Source organism: Njordella aestuarii, assembly GCF_056494165.1.
This window is the reverse complement of the sequence record NZ_CM151397.1, coordinates 803,736-823,771: the sequence shown is the minus strand read 5'-3', so window position 1 is coordinate 823,771 and position 20,036 is coordinate 803,736. Positions and strand designations below refer to the sequence as shown.

The 20,036-nt window shown below is 50.5% G+C and carries 14 protein-coding genes; 6 read left to right on the top strand and 8 right to left on the bottom strand.

The annotated features are described in order from the left end of the window. Window positions 1–131 precede the first annotated feature (131 nt). From SH451x_RS03190 to SH451x_RS03180, 3 genes are all read left to right on the top strand, one after another. Window positions 132–2,981: a PSD1 and planctomycete cytochrome C domain-containing protein gene (locus SH451x_RS03190; protein WP_479360925.1), complete on the top strand. Its 2,850-nt coding sequence runs from the start codon at window positions 132–134 to the stop codon at window positions 2,979–2,981. 39 nt (window positions 2,982–3,020) lie between these two features. Continuing rightward, entirely contained in the window at window positions 3,021–4,496 is a 1,476-nt protein-coding gene (locus SH451x_RS03185; protein WP_479360924.1) for a DUF1501 domain-containing protein, read from the top strand. Window positions 4,497–4,910: 414 nt separating this feature from the next. Further along, entirely contained in the window at window positions 4,911–6,017 is a 1,107-nt protein-coding gene (locus tag SH451x_RS03180) for a cache domain-containing protein (protein ID WP_479360923.1), read from the top strand. A gap of 33 nt (window positions 6,018–6,050) precedes the next feature. Here the strand turns inward: SH451x_RS03180 and SH451x_RS03175 are convergent, their stop codons facing one another. The 3 genes from SH451x_RS03175 to SH451x_RS03165 all read right to left on the bottom strand — a co-directional run bounded on the left by SH451x_RS03175 (window position 6,051) and on the right by SH451x_RS03165 (window position 7,737). Continuing rightward, window positions 6,051–6,290: a hypothetical protein gene (locus tag SH451x_RS03175; RefSeq protein WP_479360922.1), complete on the bottom strand. Its 240-nt coding sequence runs from the start codon at window positions 6,288–6,290 to the stop codon at window positions 6,051–6,053. Between the two features lie 89 nt (window positions 6,291–6,379). Continuing rightward, window positions 6,380–6,775 (bottom strand): hypothetical protein, encoded by a 396-nt coding sequence (locus tag SH451x_RS03170; RefSeq protein WP_479360921.1) that lies wholly within the window; start codon window positions 6,773–6,775, stop codon window positions 6,380–6,382. Between the two features lie 125 nt (window positions 6,776–6,900). Then, the gene (locus SH451x_RS03165) at window positions 6,901–7,737 is read right to left on the bottom strand and encodes an SAM-dependent methyltransferase (protein WP_479360920.1); all 837 of its coding nucleotides are present in this window, start codon (window positions 7,735–7,737) and stop codon (window positions 6,901–6,903) included. 446 nt (window positions 7,738–8,183) lie between these two features. Between SH451x_RS03165 and SH451x_RS03160 the strand changes: the two genes are divergently transcribed. Beyond that, window positions 8,184–9,461 (top strand): PQQ-binding-like beta-propeller repeat protein, encoded by a 1,278-nt coding sequence (locus SH451x_RS03160; RefSeq protein WP_479360919.1) that lies wholly within the window; start codon window positions 8,184–8,186, stop codon window positions 9,459–9,461. A gap of 57 nt (window positions 9,462–9,518) precedes the next feature. Here the strand turns inward: SH451x_RS03160 and larE are convergent, their stop codons facing one another. The 3 genes from larE to SH451x_RS03145 all read right to left on the bottom strand — a co-directional run bounded on the left by larE (window position 9,519) and on the right by SH451x_RS03145 (window position 12,553). After that, window positions 9,519–10,352: an ATP-dependent sacrificial sulfur transferase LarE gene (gene larE / locus SH451x_RS03155; RefSeq protein WP_479360918.1), complete on the bottom strand. Its 834-nt coding sequence runs from the start codon at window positions 10,350–10,352 to the stop codon at window positions 9,519–9,521. 67 nt (window positions 10,353–10,419) lie between these two features. Continuing rightward, window positions 10,420–11,757, bottom strand: a complete 1,338-nt coding sequence (locus SH451x_RS03150) for a DUF4912 domain-containing protein (RefSeq protein WP_479360917.1) — start codon at window positions 11,755–11,757, stop codon at window positions 10,420–10,422. A gap of 448 nt (window positions 11,758–12,205) precedes the next feature. Further along, complete coding sequence (locus SH451x_RS03145) at window positions 12,206–12,553, bottom strand: 4a-hydroxytetrahydrobiopterin dehydratase (protein WP_479360916.1); 348 nt, start codon at window positions 12,551–12,553, stop codon at window positions 12,206–12,208. 163 nt (window positions 12,554–12,716) lie between these two features. On the opposite strand from SH451x_RS03145, the gene SH451x_RS03140 reads away from it, so the two are divergent. Together SH451x_RS03140 and SH451x_RS03135 are read left to right on the top strand one after the other, a co-directional pair. Beyond that, window positions 12,717–15,095 carry a DUF1592 domain-containing protein gene (locus SH451x_RS03140; protein ID WP_479360914.1) on the top strand — a complete coding sequence of 793 codons (2,379 nt, stop codon included), beginning with the start codon at window positions 12,717–12,719 and terminating at the stop codon, window positions 15,093–15,095. Continuing rightward, window positions 15,092–16,435 carry a DUF1552 domain-containing protein gene (locus SH451x_RS03135; protein ID WP_479360913.1) on the top strand — a complete coding sequence of 448 codons (1,344 nt, stop codon included), beginning with the start codon at window positions 15,092–15,094 and terminating at the stop codon, window positions 16,433–16,435. Before SH451x_RS03140 ends, SH451x_RS03135 begins: the two co-directional genes overlap by 4 nt. A 70-nt stretch (window positions 16,436–16,505) precedes the next feature. On the opposite strand, the gene SH451x_RS03130 is transcribed toward SH451x_RS03135, so the two are convergent. Next, on the bottom strand, window positions 16,506–17,051 hold the full coding sequence (locus tag SH451x_RS03130) for a GNAT family N-acetyltransferase (protein WP_479360912.1): 546 nt from the start codon (window positions 17,049–17,051) through the stop codon (window positions 16,506–16,508). A 144-nt stretch (window positions 17,052–17,195) separates the two neighbouring features. Then, window positions 17,196–19,931 (bottom strand): MGH1-like glycoside hydrolase domain-containing protein, encoded by a 2,736-nt coding sequence (locus SH451x_RS03125; RefSeq protein ID WP_479360911.1) that lies wholly within the window; start codon window positions 19,929–19,931, stop codon window positions 17,196–17,198. Between the last annotated feature and the right edge of the window lie 105 nt (window positions 19,932–20,036).

Below are 20,036 nucleotides of genomic sequence, written 5' to 3'. Positions count from 1 at the left end.
ACGTAAGTCCGGCTGTCAAGGAAATCTCTCTAGCCGTTTCGAACTCGTAGATTGACCGCAAAGGCAAGTAGGAAGAGAGCCAGTTTTCCGTGAATGTTCTATCGAAAACTCTCGTTATATGCTCACTTCTAGTGAGTTATTCGATCTCCACAAGACGACGGTGCGCGGCAGAGGATTCGATCGACTTCAACAGCCAGATCCGGCCAATACTCAACCAGCATTGTGTATCTTGTCACGGCGGCGTGAAACAAGCGGGGGACATCAGCTTCGTCTATGCCGATCAAGCTTTGACGGTTATCGAGCCGGGCGCACCAGACGAATCCTACTTCATCGATCGAGTAACATCGACCGACGAAGACGACCGCATGCCTCCCGCCGACCATGGTCGTGCTCTGAACGACCAAGAGATCGACCTTTTGAGGACGTGGATTGTTCAAGGCGCAAAATGGGGTGAGCACTGGGCATTCGTAGCGCCCAAGAAAGTGAGCCCACCGCAGCTCGCGGGCGATCAGTGGAGCAAGACTCCTGTTGACCCGTTTGTTTTGGCACGACTGCGTGGGGCCAAACTCGAACCTTCTGTCGAGGCCGAGCCCGATCGTTGGCTGCGACGTGTGTCGTTAGACCTAACTGGCTTGCCACCAACTCCCGCAGAACGAAGCGAATTTTTGGAGGCTGTGAATAATGTCGGCGAAGAGGCTTATCGCGCCGCTGTTGATCGGCTTCTTGCATCGGAGAGATTTGGCGAGCGATGGGCAAGTGTGTGGTTGGACCTTGTCCGTTACGCTGATTCAAAAGGGCTTGGGCAAGATGGGCGGCGATCGATTTGGAAGTACCGTGACTGGGTTATCAAAGCATTCAATTCCGACATGCCCTTTGATCAATTTACTATCAAGCAAATTGCTGGCGACTTGCTGCCAAATGCACATATTGACGATTACGTTGCGACAGCGTGTCAACGCTTGACGCAAACGAACGAGGAGGGCGGTACGGATGACGAACAATTTCGAGTCGAAGCGGTCATTGATCGGATCAACACAAACTGGCAAACTTGGCAGGGCTTAACCTTTGGTTGCGTCCAATGCCACTCTCATCCGTACGATCCAATCCGTCACGAAGAATTTTACTCCTTCATGGCGTTCTTTAACAACACTGCCGACTGTGATCTTGATAATGACGCACCCAACCTCAATGTACCCTTGAGCGATGCAGACTTGAATCACGCGAGTGAAATTGACGCCGAGCTTAACAAGCTGAAGCTCGATTTCTGGAATTCTGCATACACAACAGTCACTGACAAAGCTGACTGGGAATTCCTCAGTGGCTTTAGCGTCAGCTCGAATAACACTACTCAAGTAGAAACCGTTACAGTGGACGGCATTGCTGAGTATCGCACGCGGGGAACGGTCGCAAAGAGCACGACGATCCTAGTTGATGCACCGCTTAAGCAAGATTTGAATTCGATTACGGCGCTGCGTTTTACAGGGCTACCGGAGAATGAGGCGCAAGCGTTACTGGATGCGGAATGGGGGTTTGTGATCTCGCATTTTCAAGCAGAATTGATTCACCCTGACAGCGAGCAACCAGTCCAGCTTGAACTGGCTTATGTGGTTGCCGACGAACCTTTTCCGCTGCTCGATCCACAACGCAGCCTCGACGCGAAGAACGATCGTGGTTTCGGCCCCTTTAGCAAGATGACAAACCCGAGATCGGTCGTCTTCGTACTCCCGGAAGCTGTTACTGTTGCCCCCGATTCGCGAATTCGTATAAGCGTCGCGCAGAACGTGTTTGAATTGGCAGCTTTTCCACTAGTTGCCCACCGCGGCCGCTTCGCAGTTACCGATTCGTCAGAAATAACACAGTGGTGGAACAGTGCTGATCGAAATGAATTACAAGCTCGATTGACGGAATTGGAAAGCGAACGCCGAAGGATCAAATCCGTTCCAACGCCAATCATGCAGGAAAGGCCGTCCCAGCTGACTCGGCAATCACATGTCTTTGATCGCGGCAACTTCAGTACGAAGTCTACTCGAGTGTATCCAGGAGTACCTCAGTTCCTACCATCCCTCACGACGGACTCGCAGCCAACGCGGCTGGATCTGGCGAAGTGGATTGCAAGTCCTGAGAATCCTCTTACATCCCGGGTGTGGGTAAATCGAGTGTGGGCGCAATTATTTGGTATCGGAATCGTGGAAACACAAGAAGACTTTGGTTCTTCAGGTGATCCGCCTTCCCATCCTGAACTTTTGGATGATATGGCGGCAAGGTTTGCAAGCGATATGAATTGGAGTCTCAAAAGTTTGTTACGAGAGTTGACTCTGAGCGCTACATACCGCCAGTCTTCGATAGCGAATGACCATTTGTTGGAAGCCGATCCACGGAATCGGCTATTGAGTCGTGGACCGCGGATTAGATTACCGGCGGAAACAATTCGCGATCAGGCACTCGCAATTTCAGGACTATTATCTCCGAACCTGTTCGGTCCTCCGGTGCACCCACCGTTACCAGAAGGCGTATGGATGCCTTTCCAAGCTGGTGATCGATGGAACACACCCGGGAAACAAGACCCAGATCGCTACCGACGGACAATCTACACCTATACGAAGCGGACGATTCCTTTCCCTGTAATGGCGTCTTTCGATGCTCCCTCGCGCGAGTTCTGTGCGCCGCGACGATTGGAGTCCAATACACCACTTCAAGCTTTGATGACGCTCAATGATGCCACGTTTGTCGAAGCCAACCAAGCCTTTGCGAAAAGAATGCGTGCCGCGGGGGACTCGTTAGAAGAACAACTGCGTTTTGGCGTAGTTGCCGCAACGTGCCGAGAGCCCAGTGAAGCCGAATTGAAGGAGCTTGAGTCGCTCTTTATTGCATTACGTGACGCTGGCGACGATCAAGGTGAAATCGATCTATCGTTTGAAAGCGATCCATTAGAGATAGTAGCTGGAGTGCTGCTGAACTTGGATGAAGTCCTGACAAAGTAAAGCTGGAAGACTTCGACCACAACAAGAATAAGAGCTGTTATGAGAATCAGTATAGAGCAAGAAGCCGCTGCCGAACTTTTAAAGAGTCAGACTCGGCGTCATTTCCTGGGCGGTTGCGCGACTGGATTAGGCGCGATGTGGCTCGCGAATCAAACTCAGCCAGCGATGGCTGGCGACTCGCTAGCCTCTGCGACGGCGAACCTAACATCCGGCTTGCACTTTCCTGCTAAGGCGAAACGGGTGATTTTTCTGCACATGCTTGGGGCCCCCAGCCAACTTGAGCTATTTGACTACCGTCCAGAGCTTAAGCGTTTCGATGGCAAGGACTGTCCCGAGGAGTATTTGAAAGGGCAGAAGTTTGCGTTTATACAGGGCGTGCCAAAAATGCTGGGCCCTCAGTACCCTTTCCAGCAGTATGGCGAGAGCGGTGCGTGGGTCTCTGATCGATTGCCGCACTTCAGTTCTGTTGTTGACAAAGTTTGCTTTATTAAAACGATGCAGACAGACCAATTCAATCATGGCCCTGCGCAACTAATGGTACACTGTGGCCAAGCTCGTGTTGGGTACCCTTCCATTGGCTCATGGGTAACATGGGGGCTGGGGACAGAAAACGAAGATCTGCCTGGTTTCATTGTTCTCCTCTCCGGCGGACGGCCACCGCGTGTCGGAAATGCGCTCTGGAGCAGTGGGTTCCTCCCCTCGGTTTACCAAGGGGTCCAGTGTCGCTCGAAAGGTGACCCGGTCCTCAATGTCGCAAACCCAGAAGGCGTCTCACGAGAGACCCGACGCGCCGCCCTCGATACGCTTCGCAAGCTGAACGAAATGAATTATGAATCTTTTCATGATCCAGAAACCGTTACGCGCATATCGCAATACGAAATGGCTTTCCGCATGCAAACCGCAGTCCCGGAATCAATGGATATCACGCAAGAGCCTGAGCACATTCATGAACTTTATGGAACCAAACCAGGCGAGACCTCTTTTGCAAACAATTGTTTATTAGCCAGACGGCTCGCGGAACGAGATGTCCGCTTTATCCAACTGTTCGACTGGGGTTGGGATTCGCACGGAGCAGATCGCAATGAGGCAATTAACCTGGGCTTTAAAGATAAATGTAAAGAGATCGATAAGCCGATGACTGCGTTGCTGCTCGATCTTGAACAGCGAGGAATGCTCGACGATACCTTAGTCATCTGGGGCGGCGAGTTCGGACGAACGTCGATGGCCGAAAATCGAGGTGGTGTGACCATGACGAATATCGGTCGAGACCACAATCCGAACGCCTTCACTATCTGGCTCGCTGGGGCTGGAATTCGACCTGGTATGACTTTCGGAGAGACGGATGACATGGGTTATCACCCGGCAGAAAACCCGGTGCAATTGCGAGATTTCCATGCGACTTTGCAGCATCTGCTGGGGATCGATCACGAACGTATGGTCTATCCTTATCAAGGTTTGAAACAGAGATTGACTGGCGTTAAGCCTGCGAGCGTGATTAAAGATATTTTGACTTGATAGCTACTGCGTCCTGTCAGCGCCTTAAATAATCTAATCATTTGCGGTTTCACGAAGCCTAATTGGTTGAACATTTGGTACAGCCCGTACAACCAGTGGATTGAACGCCAAGGTCTGCAAAATCTTTGCACTCTTGTCGATCGCGCACCTGAACAAGTGATAAGTTTTCTGAACGGTTTTTCGAGACGAGCTTGGCGGTGCGGCTCGACGGACTCGTTTTTTCAATAAGATTTCAAGGTCAACGAGAAATTACTGGCGCGAATGTGTGTCAGGAAATTTTAATAAGTCCATTGGGCTATGCTCATCGGATAACTTGAAAGTAAAACTGAGAAAACGGTAGCAACCGATTGTTCTAAAGTTCCTCCCTCAAAGTTCATTTCAGAACTTCGGCAGATCTGTCTGCTTGGTTAAATCATGAGTACTTCAACATCGCCAAAATTAGATTCTACACGCCCACAGGCTTTTACTCCTCCCTCGGAACAGATAGCATCTGAACGGAAAAAAGTCGGCGCGGAAGCGTATGTTCAAGAACTTGCCGCTGAAGTTGGAACAGCTGTTAGCGAAATTCGACGCGTCAATAATAGTACGCGGACTCTAGCCTTGAACGCGAGGATCGAAGCGGCACGCGCAGGCCAGCATGGTGCAGCTTTTGGAGTCGTCGCAAGCGAAATGCAAGATCTTTCTACGCGCACGGCGGAAGTTGCCGATGCACTGGCCTCCGTGACGAACTCAAAGATTCAAAGCTTACTCGATTTGATTGGTGGGAACATTCGAGGGACTCGGCTCAGTGATCTCGCAAGGACCAATGTCGACCTCATTGACAGAAATCTTTACGAAAGAACATGTGATGTCCGCTGGTGGGCGACCGATCGAAGCCTCACGGATGCACTAGAGAGCATGGATTCCACGGATTTCGACTACGCGTCCCAGCGGCTCGGAATTATCTTGGATGCCTACACTGTCTACCATGATCTAGTACTGTGTACTACCGACGGCAAAGTTGTAGCCAATGGACGACCAAACAAATTTTCTTCTCTTGGGAAAACTGTAGATCATTTGCCTTGGTTCCAAGCGGCAATGCGTACATCGTCGGGCAACGAATACGGCTTCCAATCGGCCCATGATTCCGAGCTGGTCAACGGCGAATCTTCGCTGGTTTATTCTTGCACAGTCCGACGAAACGGCAATGCGAACGCTCCAATCGAAGGCGTGTTAGGCGTTGTTTTTAATTGGGCGAGTTTAGCATTGCCAATCTTGCAGAACGTTCCATTGGCCGATGAAGAGAAGGCTGGCGTGCACTGCCTAATCGTCGATGAACTTGGAAGAATCCTTGCCACACAAGAAGGTTGCGACGGCAAAAGCACGATCCGCTTGGAAGAATTCAATCGTATCTTGAGTTCTCCCAAAGGGTTCTTCAATGCAAACTATCTGGGCGTTGATTCCTGCGTAGCTCATGCGCGCGCACCAGGTTTTGAAACGTACAGTACAGGCTGGTACGCTTTGATCATCCAGCCGCTGTAATGGTGTACGCGAGTTCTTGACCGACGCCCTTGATTACCGGGTTGCCACGCAGCGACGGATCGTTTGGTACAAACAATAAAGCCCGATAAGAAAGCCGGTTGCTGACACAATCCTAACCAACGGCTTGTCATGTGCAATCGGCGCGAAATATTCACCTACCGCGAATGCAATTCCGCTCATCCCAAACCAAGCCCAACGATTACCTGTCAATTGTTTCGACTTGTGCGATTCGCTCTCGGACTGCGGCGCTTCGTAGGGGTCAGTATGAGCCACGATCTAGTAGCGATGAGAAGGCAATTTGAACTAATCTACTATCCACTTAGGCAACGCCCCACTCAGGAATTGACGCAAACTTTGGTGAATTAGTCCTGGTTGGGAAGCAGCATGGATGCCATTGTAATAACGACCATCAAAGCAGTGAACAATGTGCCACCGATGAAGAGGAACCAGCGCAGCCACTTACCTTTAAAACCGAGCCAACGGACATAAGTCTCGCCAATCGGCCCTAAGAAGTAGCAAACACTTGCAATGACTGCGCCTTCTAAGATCATGACAATTGTCTGGAAACGAGCGAGATTTGGTGCCGCAATCAACAACGTTAACAGTCCCAGCGAGACGATATAGATTAGACGAAGGCGTTCCCAAGCCAAAAACGTTTGTCTTGCGATGCCACCCAAGGTTTGGTCACCTGATCGGGAAGAGGGGTCTAGGACAATTCCCGTTTCGTGTGTGGGCGATGAGTAAGGATTTTCATTCATGTAAAATTCCCACGGATTGTGCATTTTGCCTTAAATTGCCCCAACGATTCGACAATCGACTCATCTTGGCGCAGTGAGTGTTGCCGTTCAAACGTCGTCGTTAACATCTTTCTCAAGGTCAGTTTTTATGATTCTTTGACGGCAACAAAGCAGCCGTATTCCATGGCATTGCTCCGATACGCATCAAGAATCGAAGTAAATCGGTTCAAGAACAGGGTGTGGTTTTGTCCAAGCAATCTTGCAATTAGACGAACTCCTGACCGGTCAACGCGCTGGAGGCAGATTTCCCAGGTCTTAAGCACTTTTTCAGTCCAGAGTTGGCTCACTTGCACTTTCATGCCTGCGTCGACAAACCATTGTTCGTAGTCTTTCTGCGTGCCTAACGACGGGCAGAACATCCCTTCGCAAACTTGTTGCACTTGTTCGATTGTATTGGAAGCGAGTTCGTTTGCCCCTGCAAGCCATGCGCAGATAGCGAATTTTCCACTCGGACGCAACCAAGTTGCAGCTTGCATAAAAAATTCTCGCTTCCTAAACAAATGCTCGGTACATTCGATGCTCCAGACTAGGTCTAACGATTTCTTCGGCAGACGAATAGTTTCGACGTCTTCACATTGAAACACCGGTTTTGGATTGATTCGTTGAAGTCTCGAAGCTGCAGATGCCCAACGCTGTTGCACAGCACTAATCGTAACGCCTGTAACATGGCATCCAAGTTCGCTTGCGAGCCAGCGACTTGAACCACCCATACCACAACCTACATCGAGAACTTTGGATCCAGGAGCGATTTGTGCTCGGTCTGCAAGACGTTCCGTGAGTTGCAGCTGAGCCTTGCGCGGCGATTCGTCGCTCTCCCAGAAACCATGATGAATGTGAGGCCCCCACAAAAGTCGATAGAACAGAGTCGCAACATTGTAGTGGTTTCGAATAACGCTTTGCTGGATTCCTGGAAACTCGATCATCGGGTGCCCCTTCCGGTTTCAGGCTGTTTTAGTCCATCATACGGTTTGACGAGGTGCCATGTCGGCATCTTGCAAGCTTTACAGAAATCCACATAGAGTTGACTTTGTGGAAAAAAGCAGCGTCCTGCTCCTCATTGGGCCAAGCAACCTCACCCTATTGCCCAAGTTTTGACGCCTGGTCGCTCGGGCTGTTCCCAGGTGCTCTAACGTGGAGCCGACTGCATTCGTGGGATTTGAATGCTGTTTTCCTACGTTCTTGCATGGAAAATCACTACTATTCATTCACGCCCCCTATCGGGTAACCTATAAGGATCGAATCTGCGGTCCAATGGATTCGAACTTTGGCGAGCGCTTTCCTTATATAGCAAATAGCATCTTGGCAAAGACTCATAACCAGCGTCGACTACGATGCGTTTCAGATCGATAATTTCAGAGGATTTGTTTTTATGAATCGACAATTTCGTTCACTATCTTTGGCATCCCTCGTCGCCGTCAGTACGAGTTCAGTCATTTATGCTGAGACCAGTGAATGGCCAACGTTCCGCGGTACTGATCGAACAGCGGTTTCAAGCGAGACCGGATTGTTGAGCCAATGGCCTAAAGAGGGTCCAAAGCTTCTTTGGGACACCGCCGGTGCTGGTCGTGGTTATGCAAGTCCAGCTATCGCGGATGGCAAGATCTACACGCTAGGTGACTCGCTTTCGACCGCGAGTGATAAAGATGAATATCTGACATGCTTTGACATGAAGTCAGGCAAGCAGCTTTGGAAAGTCAAGACAGGAGAAGCGTGGAATAGCGGTCAGCAAGATTGGCAAGGCTCTCGAAGCACACCTACTGTCGATGGAGACAAAGTCTATGTCGTAACTCCGCATGGAGTGTTAGTGTGCGTTGACACCGCCGGTAAGATTTCTTGGACAAAGAATCTTAAGAGTGAATTTGGTGGAGATAAGGCTGATGGTTGGGGATACAGCGAATCAGTTTTAATCGATGGTGACAAATTGATTTGCACACCAGGCAAAGAGAAAGCAACGATGGTCGCCTTGAACAAGTCCAACGGCGAGACGATCTGGACAACCCCACGCCCCGGCGATCGGGGAGCTGGACACTCGTCAGCGGTTATCAGTCAAATTGGCGACATTAAAGTATACGTACAGACAACCGGAAGCGGCGGGATGGGTGTCCGCGCTGAAGACGGCAAGCTTCTCTGGACTTACGATATTGATCAAACGACAGCCGTTATTCCGACCCCGATTGTTCGCGACGACTTGGCCTTCATCGTCGCAGGCTATGGCCGCGGCGGTGCTTTGGTTCGCCAAGTAGCAGATGGCGACAGTGTAAAAATCGAAGAGATCTATCCGTTGCAGAAGGAACTAGCTAACAAGCATGGTGGTGTCGTATTGATCGGCGATTACCTATACGGCGATTCCGATGATAAAGGGATTCCATTCTGTGCAGAATTGATGACCGGCAAGGTGGTATGGAAATCGCGTGGTTCGGGCTCTCGCTCCGCTGCGTTTGCCGCTGCAGACGGCCATCTTTACATTCGCTATCAAGATGGAGTAATGACGCTGGTCGAAGCGACGCCTAAAGAGTTCAAGGAAGTGGGAGCGTTTACACCACCACACAGCGGAGATCGTCCAAGCTGGGCGCATCCTGTTATCGCAGATGGCAAGCTGTTCTTGCGAGAAGGCGATCACATCATGTGCTATAACATTTCGAAGTAGTTGAGCGTTGCAGACGCACCATTCGAATTCTCTAACGGCAGCGAAAGCTGCCGTTTTTCATTGCAGGATCGGCAACATACGATTCAGCCCGCCGCTCTGCAAACCTGCGTGATCAACCGAAACCATCGCAAATCCTAACGCTCGAATTTTCTCGCCCAGCGAATCGACGTCAACGGAATTCTGAAATTCAGCAAGCCTATGTGCTGGAAGCTCGATACGCGCATGGCTGCCAGGCAAATAGCGAACGCGAACTTCATCAAATCCGAGTTCGTGAAGCATCGATTCTGCCGATTCAATCATTCGAAGACGCTCTGGCGTAACCGCTGTTCCATAAGCAACTCGACTGGAAAGGCAGGGGGAGGCAGGTCTTGAAGCGATACTTAGTCCCCACATGGAAGCTAACTCTCGAACGCTTTGCTTGCCAATATTGAGGTCTGCTAAAGGCTGATGTACACCGTGCGACTTGGCCGCTTCCAGGCCTGGCCGATAGTCGCCAAGATCATCGACATTTGTGCCTGACACCAAATTTTCAATGGACATCTCCCCAGCAAACAACTGCAACCGAGTGTAAAGTTCGCTTTTACAGTAGAAGCAGCGGTTTCGATCGTTGCGAATATAGGCGTGATCGTCGATCTCATAAGTGTTCAGAAATTCATGGCGCATGCCAATCTGCGCGATAACATCCAGCGCAAATTCTCGATCCAGCTGACTGACGGCTGCCCCGAGGCCTGTAACGGCAATGCATTGCTGCTTGAGAGCCTTGAACGCCGCGAATGCCACGACGCTGCTGTCTACACCGCCGGAGAACGCGACGACGCAAGGTCCAATTTCGGCAAGCCGCTGAACTAGCAGATCGGCTTGCTCCTTGATTTGATCAGTCGAATCTTGCAATCTAGAACCATGTACCGAAACGAGAGAAACCGACGTTTGTCTACCGCGATGGCGGTGTGGCTTCAGTTTACTCTTCAGCTTCCGCGTTCGTAACTGCTTCCATGACCTTTGTGTTGCGTTCGATTGCAATAACGATCGTTTGCTCGTCATTGCCGTCCCGACCGCGCGAGGTCACCGGTAATACTTGCCGCGAGTTTGGCATCGGAATGCGGACCGAGAACGTACCATCGCTACGCACAGTCGCGGGTTCGCCTCCGACCGTAAGGCGCGAGTATGGCTGCGTCGATCCGAAAACTACCATCTCAACGTCCAATTCGAAATGGAAGTCGCGATGACGCCTCAAACTGCCGTCTGCTCCGCCTCCGAACTCTGCGGCCGTTGGACCAGCAATCGGACGCTTGAGTCGCTCCTCGAACATCGCCTGTAGATCTTCGGACGGATGCTCTTCATCGTACCCACCAGAGAGCCCATAAACCCGTTCCGCATCTCGAGCGATGTCGGCCCAGTGGTCATCGATCGCATCATTCGAACCGGGCACTGGCGTTTTAGCTTTATTGCTTCGGCACAGTTCGTGGAACCGTCCCGATGCGCAGAGGTAGCCAAGGATTGCCACATAGGATGAAGGTGCGTCGGTCACTGGGATATACCAATTGCGAACTCCACTATGGATCTCGATGTCACGAACAATCTTTTCTGCGTTCGTGGTTGTGCCCGAGTCGTCGAAGTGCATTAATCGCAGCACAGCCTTGACCGTATGCCAGTTGCCGCTCAGAGCAGCTTTCGCTCGCTGTACACTCCGACGGCTGATATCCCAGCTCGCGTGCAGCCAATATGGATCGCGAACGAGCAGCACAAGCCGGTCTTTGCCTTCTTCCGGTGCCTGCAAAGCAATAGGGTCGTTGTGAGTCAAGGATGGCCGAGAGTCTGCGGCACGAGCCAAGTCTTTGCTCCGTTCGCGTTTCTCTTGCAAGTCTCGAAGTTTCTCGACAACAGCAGGATTTGTCGGAGGAGTCGTGTCGACTTTCGGCTGAGGTTTTGGGGCAGGCTTGGGTGGCGCCTTAACCGCTGCAGTCTTCTTTGCAGGCTTGGCAGGGCTCTCGCTGGAAACGGTTTTTGGCTTGGTTTCAACTTGCGGGACGACAGATTTTTTGGCCGTAGCAACCTTGGATTTACCAGCTGAACTGGCTACAACCGGCTCAGTATTCTTCTTACGATTTTTCTTCGCAGGTGCCTCCGTCGGTTCTGGCTTCGTGGACTGCTGGGTCGCGGGAGCGGCTTTTTTGCGAGTGTTTTTCCCCGACGCCAAGCTGACTTCGCCTTTCGAAACTGTTTTGGTCGGTTTCGTATCCTTCAGCGGCACATTCTTGGCCGTTGTCTTCTTTTTTTCTTGTTCGGTCGTAGCCACTTTGGACTTCTTAGAAGCGGAACTTGCCGACGTTTTTTTACCAACTGCGGTCTTCGCTGGCTTCGCAGTGGATTGCGACGCCTTTGCACTTTGCTTGGATGGAGCTCCCCCTTTTGCCGTGGATTGGCTAGATCTTGACTTTGCCTGAGCTTTCAATTGTCGTTCTCCGAGGGCTTAAGTTCTAATGCTATGAAAGGGGCTATGTTGAAAAACTCCGCCGGAAGACCGTGCGGCTCGTTCATAGTTAAGCGAAATTCGCCATACTTATGGTTCAAAAAAGCGTACTCTTTGACAAGGGTGCTGCTTAGGACGCCCTTCGATCGATTCAGTATGGTCAAGAAACGCAATCTTTCTAGCGTAATGCGTGGGAATAGACATCAAAACCACTACAACCCATCGTTTACGCTAAGCAATTCTTAAGAACCGCGGCCAACCGCTCACGTCTGGCCTAATCAAGTTGGTCGATTTTCGCTGCCAAGATAAAGTCATTTTCGCTCAGCCCGCCCACGGCATGCGTCATCAAAACGACCTGGAGGTGACGGTACCCAGTTATGTGGAGGTCTGGGTGATGCTGCTCTTGTTCCGCCAGATCCGCGATCTGATTTACCAGTTTCATAACTTTCACAAAACTCCCGCAATTCCATTTTTTGAAAATTGAACGGCCATCATCGGCCAGTTCCCATTTTTCCAAGAGTGCGGAGTGTGCAGCAGCGTCGTCCTTCGAAAATGCCGTTACTCCACCTTCACAGGGAGTACATTTTGCCTGTGTGAGCGCTTCTTTTGTTCGGATGTTCATTTTTATTCCCTCTTGTGTTTGACGGCCGCTGGAACGCAGCCCTGGTACAAATGCTTCGAATAAGTGCCAAAACTAAGCTAAACTGTAAAGCGTAGTGTCTGGCGGGTACCTTACAGCACATTTTCGTTTGGGCGTTTTTGACTACTTACTGATTGTACGCGCCGTGAGCCAAAATAAGTCATCCAAAGAACATCAACAACCGCGATCCAATGCTCGCGTTGCGGTCCACATCGCCGTGTGTGGCATGGTATGGCTCTCCAGTCTTGCTCTATCGTGTAAGGTCAAAGCAATAAATTGGGACGAACAAGAAAAGCAGTTTGCGGAGAAAGTCGTGCCGCTTTTGCAGCGAACATGTTTAGACTGCCATAGTGGTGCAGAAGCATCCGCGGGGCTCGCTCTTGATCATTTCTCCACAGCGAAGTCACTTACGAAAGAGCGTGGCACGTTTGCAAAGGTCATCGCAAGGCTGGAAATTGGCGACATGCCTCCAGAAGGGGCTGAGCCTCTCAAAGATACAGACCGCGCCGCCCTCGTGAAATGGCTGGACAATTTGATCCACGACGTCGATTGCGGAAAGACTCCGAATCCAGGCTCTGTAACGCTTCGCCGATTGACTCGGGTCGAATACCGCAACACGGTCCGCGATTTATTAGGAGTCGACTACGAAAAGGCGATGGATTTCCCTGGCGATGACGTTGGTTATGGTTTTGACAATATCGGCGACGTGTTGAATCTGCCCCCGCTGTTGATGGAAAAATATATCACCGCCGCAGAAGAGATTAGTAGCCAAGCCATCAAGTTGCCGGAGCCAGGTCCTTCGATTTCGAATACATATCCACTTGAAAGATTTAAGCTTGAGCAAGGCGGGCAAGTTACCGGTTCTGAAATTTCGATGTGGAGCAATACTTCGATTGAGTTTGAGGAGAGCGCGCCTTGGGCTGGAACATATCACCTTGAGATTATTGCTGGTGGAACCAAATGTCGAAATATCGGCCCCGAGATGGCCATCGCACTCGACGATAAAGTGGTGGCAAGAAAAGTCGTAACTGCTGGTAATGGCAAGGATGACACATTCGATATTCCGCTACGTATGAAAGCTGGCAAGCATAAGATTGCTATCGGCTTTATCAACGATGAAACTGGTAAAGGTGCAGACGGTTCTGACGAGGATCGCAACCTGTCGCTCTTCTCAATTCGTTTTTACGGAGCGAAGCCCCAAACTGCCCTCGATCCCGCTTTGCTTCCAGAGTCGCACCGCCGCATTGTAACTGCTACTCCCAACGCAGTCGTCTCAAACGAACAAGCTCTACAAAAAGTCATCTCGCCTTTGATGGTCTATTTCTATCGTCGTCCAGTTGCAAAAAACGAATCCGACCGGATCGTAAAGTTGGCACTTACTGCGATGGAAGATGGGGAGTCGTTTGAGGGTTCAATCCAACTTGCCATTCAAGCCATGTTGCTGTCACCGCATTTCATTTTCAAAGTCGAACAACCGCTTGTTAAGAAAGGCGAGGATTTTCCGCTGCTGACTGAATTCGAACTCGCGAGCCGCATCAGCTATTTCATTTGGGGAACAATGCCAGATCGTGAACTGTTCACGCTTGCATGGCAAAAACAACTTCGCCGACCGGAAGTCCTTTCCAAGCAGATCGACCGAATGCTCAAGGATCCCCGTGCCGCGTTATTCATTGAGAACTTCGCAGGCCAATGGCTGACTTTACGAAAGCTGGAAAACTTCGAGCCTAACAAGAATTTGTTCCCAACGTGGAACGACGAAGTTAGCGACCTAGCGCGACAAGAAACACTATTATTCGTTTCCGACGTTTTTCGCGGCGATGGGAACATCCTCGATCTGTTAGACGCTGACTACACTTATCTGAATGATCGACTGGCCAAGTTTTATGGCGTGCCAGGAATCAAAGGGAGCAAGTTTCAAAAAGTTTCCATAAAATCACAACCTCGTCGTGGATTGCTGACGCAAGCGGCAATCTTGGCAGTCACAAGTAACCCCACTCGCACCAGCCCCGTCAAACGCGGTCGCTTTGTCTTGGACAATATCTTAAACAAACCGCCACCGCCACCGCCGCCAGGAGTACCAGAATTAGAAAAAGCTCAGCTTACGGGTTCTTTGCGGGAACAAATCGAACAGCACCGCGCCGACCCGGCTTGTGCAGGTTGCCACAAATTGATGGACCCACTTGGACTTGCGATGGAAAACTTTGATGCCGTGGGGCTTTGGAGAACTTCTGATCGGGGGCAGCCAATTGACGCTTCCGGAGTCCTCCCCTCAGGCGATAGCGTTCGTCATGCTGGCGATCTGATCAAGACGCTTCGAAGTAAGCATGCGGATGATTTCGCGCGATGCCTGACCGAGAAACTAATGACATATGCACTTGGTCGCGGGCTAGAATACTATGACAAGTGCGCTGTTGACCGCATTGTGAGTGACCTCAAACAAGACAATTATCGTTTCACGATCTTGCTACTGGGCATTATCGAAAGCGATGCGTTTCAAAGAAAAGGTTATCGGGAACAAGAATGAGCCATCGCCCACTTTCTCGCCGCACAGTCCTACGCGGTCTCGGTACAGTCGTTGCATTACCTGCACTCGAAGCTATGACGCCTGCAATCTCAAGAGCAGCCTCCGAAAAGGCACCGCCGTTGCGAATGCTTTTTCTTAACACACCCAATGGCGCGCACATGCCTGCCTGGACGCCGAGCGAGGTTGGGCCAAATTACACTTTGAACACAACGCTGAAAGCCCTTGAACCGTATCGAGAATATGTAAGTGTCTTGAGCGGCCTAACACTAGATGGTGCTCGGGCTCATGGCGATGGTGGTGGCGATCACGCTCGAAGCGGCGCTTCGTTCTTGACCGGTTCTCACCCCAGAAAAACCGATGGCGCTGACATCCAAAACTCGGTTTCGGTCGACCAACTCGCGGCCCAGAACAACGGTCACATGACACGTTTTGCATCGCTTGAACTTGGTTTGGAAGGGTCAGCCCAAGCAGGCAACTGCGACTCTGGCTACTCGTGTGCATACTCAAGTAATCTGGCATGGCGAAATGCGACCAGCCCCTTGGCTAAAGAAGTCAATCCTGCGTCCGTGTTCGATCGGATCTTCGGTTCCGAGGACATCGCCGATGCGGCTCAAGCAAAAGCGTCGAGAATTTCTCGTCGTAAAAGCGTACTCGATTTTGTTCTAGAGGATGCGAAAAAGATTCATAAGAATGTCAGCGAAGCCGACCGCCGCAAAATGGACGAGTACATGTACGCCGTGCGCGACGTAGAGACGCGGCTTACACACAGCAACAAGTTGCGCGTGGGTGAAGATGGCATTCCAAACTTTCCTCGTCCCGCCGGAGTACCTCGCGATTGGTCCGAGCACTGTAAACTCATGATGGATATGACGGCGATCGCTCTTCAGACTGATTCGACGCGTATTATTACGTTTATGCTGGCCAATGAAGGGAATAATCGACCTTACCCTGAAATTGGCGTCCCCGAAGGTCACCACGACGTCTCGCACCACGGCAAGAGCGATGACAAACAGGAGAAAATCCAGAAGATCAACCTTTATCATGCTGAGCATCTCGCTTACATGGTAGGTCAGTTAGCGTCGATCGAAGAGAATGGACGCTCCCTACTGGACAATATGATGTTCGTTTACGGCAGTGGCATCTCCGACGGTGACCGACATAACCATGACGATCTCCCAATTTTAATGATTGGCAAGGCAGGCGGAAGAATCAAACGCGGAACACACCTTCAGTTTGACAAGGACACCCCGCTGTGCAATCTCTACGTCTGGATGCTCGCACAGTTCGGCGTCAAGGTTGCAAACTTCGGCGACAGCACTGGCATGCTGAAAATCTCCTAGTCCGGTCGTATTCCCATATTATGGCTCGACAGACTTTGAAAGATGCCAACGTTCTTAATTGCTCCGGTAGCTAAATTTCCGGAGTACGAAAAACCTTGAGGCGACTTTCAGTGATGAAATACTGAAAGAAAAGCAGATCTAACCAACGATTAAACTTTCGGGCGACCTGTCGCATTTCACCGCATTCTTCGAAACCGAATTGCAAATGCATTTGGATACTGGCCGAGTTCTGCGAATCTATGCCGGCGATCATGCAATGCTTGTTTTGGAGACGAGCTTCCTCAACTAATTGTGATAACAGCCAGCGTCCCAGACCGCGTCGACGATACGAACTGGCCACGTAAATCGAATGTTCTACCGTCGTCTGGTACGCTTCGAATGGGCGGAAAATACTGTAACTGCCAAACGCTCGCACTACGTCTTCGTCATCGACCACAGCGATTACCGGCAAGTCGGATTTATGCCGCGCCACGATCCATTCTCTTACGGTCTCGACACTACGTGGAGAACAATCGTAGATGTCGCACGTCTTTTCAATCGCATCGTTCAAAATTGACGCTATATCCTTAGCATGTTCTTCGTCACATTGAATCAGTCTCAGGCTGCTCATCTTCATGATTTTCCTCGACTCCTTTCGCTTGTGATAACATGCAGCGATTCACTGTTGAACGTTGGTGACTTCGAATGAGAGGTCATTGTATGTCATTTCCAGACGCTCATGGTAAACCGCAAAACAATTTCTTACGCTCTAGTTTGCCACCTACTTTGACTTGCAAATAGACTGATGCTCCAACATTGTCGCAACCAAAGCGGTCCATCCAGTTTGATGGCTTGCTCCCAACCCTTTGCCGTTGTCTCCATGAAAATATTCATAAAAGAGTAGCAGGTCTTGGCAGTTTGGATCGTTGGCATGAAGCGAACAATCTCCATGACAAGGAACTTTGCCCGACGAGTCCAGCTGGAACACGGAGATTAATCGGCGCTCTAGTTCTTGGGCAACTTCCTCTAAGTTTAACAAGTTTCCGGAACTGGTCGGGCATTCAACTTTAAAGCTCTCGCCGTAGTATTCGTGGTACGTCCGAAGTGATTGAATAATCAAATAGTTGATCGGAAACCAAATCGGCCCGCGCCAATTGCTGTTTCCACCAAAGAAGTAACTATCGCTTTCACCGGGGACGTAACTTACACTTTCTTTGCCACCTTCGTGCTCAAAAACAAATGGCTTTTCACCGTGGATAGCCGACATGGACCGAATGCCATAGGCAGAAAGGAATTCGCGCTCGTCGAGCATGTAGCGCAAAAGCCGTTTAAAGCGATCTGCGGAAGGAATCGCTAACAGGCGTTTTCCAGGCATGCCATCACGAGTTCCATTCCGTTCCAAAATCGACATATGCTCCGATAGTTCTGGCTTATTTTTCAAAAACCAGTTCATTCTTCGCTGGAACCCCGGCAGTTCAGAGATCAGATCATCGTTCAATATTACCGGCGTGCACAGAGGCATTAACCCAACCAACGATCGCACTCGTAAGGCCGTGCTATTGCCATCGCGATGGATATGATCATAGTAAAATCCATCTTCCTCTTCCCATAGACCAGTCCCGTGCAGAGAATTCATAGCAGCCGCGATCGAGACGTAATGCTCGAAGAACTTGCTAGCCATGTCACCGTAAGCTTGATTTTCTTGGGCGAGCTCCAATGCAATTTGAAGCATATGCCCACAAAAGAAAGCCATCCAGGCGGTGCCGTCCGCCTGTTCAAGCACACCTCCACCAGGCAGGGGCTTGTTACGGTCAAAGACTCCGATGTTATCCAGTCCGAGGAATCCACCGCTGAATAGGTTTTGCCCACGGGTATCCTTTCGATTTACCCACCAGGTAAAATTCAAAAGCAACTTGAGAAAGACTCGTTTCAGGAAATCACGATCGCGACCTTCAGCTTGACCACTCATCTGATAAATTTGCCAGCATGCCCATGCATGAACGGGCGGATTGACGTCACCCAATGCCCACTCGTACGCAGGGATTTGCCCGTTTGGATGCATGTACCATTCACGTAGGAATAGTATCATTTGCTCCTGAGCGAAATTCATGTCAATTCGAGCCATGGGGACCATATGAAACGCAAGGTCCCACGCCGCATACCAGGGATATTCCCATTTGTCGGGCATTGATATTACATCGCGGTTAAACAGGTGCTGCCATTCACTGTTCCTCCCGCGAGCGCGCCAGTCAGGAAGTTGTGGCAATTCGGGATCGCCGTCCATCCAGCGTTCGACAGCATAGAAGTAAAATTGTTTCGTCCACAGTAATCCGCCATACGCCTGCCTCGCGATGCGTTTCTCTTCGTCAGTAAGATTGCTTGGAATACGTTGTGAATAAAATTCATCAGTCTCTTTTTTTCGCAAGCTGAAGACCGATTCGAAACCGGACTGTAAATCAAGCTGCCCAGCCTTAGCATCATCGACCTTGGACAGTCGAGCACGCATAACAAGCGGACTCCCATGTGCAATCTCAACTTGCAGATCTACCGTGCATTTTGTTCCAGTCTGCTCTGGATTGACTGCTTCGCGTCTTCCGTCGACAACGTACTCATGAAAAGCATCCTTGTAGTACTTACTGTCCGAAGTAATCTTGGCATGACGATTCGGATTTGTTTCGTTCTCCGTAAACAACCATGGCAATTCCAATATCTTGCTGTCGTTGCAAGTAGCTTCTAGGTCGCACCGAAAAGTACCGAGCGTCGAGTGCTCGAAGATCACGCCGCCATCGCTGGTCGCAAAACACTGCGGCCGCTCGAGCGTATCTTCTGACATTTTCCCCCACGCCCAAGTATTGCGAAACCAGAACTGAGGTAGAAGGTGTAAAAGTGCTGGATCTGCACCTCGATTGTGAATCGAAATTTCAATTAGAATGTCATCGGGCGATGCCTTGGCATACTCAATTGAGCAGTCAAAGTAAGCGTCGTTAGCAAATGCGTCGGTGTCTACAAGCTCATACTCAGGTTCGGAACGTGAACGTGTTTTATTGGTCTCCGACAAGTCCTCGTAAGGAAATCTCGCGTGCGGATACTTGTACAACGCCTTCATATACGAATGAGATGGCGTTGAATCAAGATAATAGTACAACTCCTTTACATCTTCACCATGATTGCCCTCGGGACCCGGAACTCCAAACAGACGTTCTTTAAGAATAGGATCATTCCCATTCCAAAACGCTGGCGCAAAGCACAAACGGCACTCACGATCACAAATTCCGAGCAACCCATCTTCACCCCAACGATAAACCCGAGAGCGGGCATGATCGTGAGGAAAATAAAACCAAGGCTCTTGTGATTCTGAATAATCTTCTCGGACAGTTCCCCACTGTCGCTCTGAAAGGTATGGCCCCCATCGCTGCCAGTTTTCGATCCTCTTTCTGGCCAGGGCCAAGCGTTGCTCTTCAGCAACCCCTGGTACCTGCGCAGCTTGATTGCCCCTCTTCGTTGTCGCTTTCGCCACTGTTGTACACCCCTATGATGAGAGTCGTTCATTCTTACTGGTTACCAAGCTCCGCCTGATAAACCACTGCGCTGCTCTGCCTGCGTACCGTCAAGTCAACCTTCT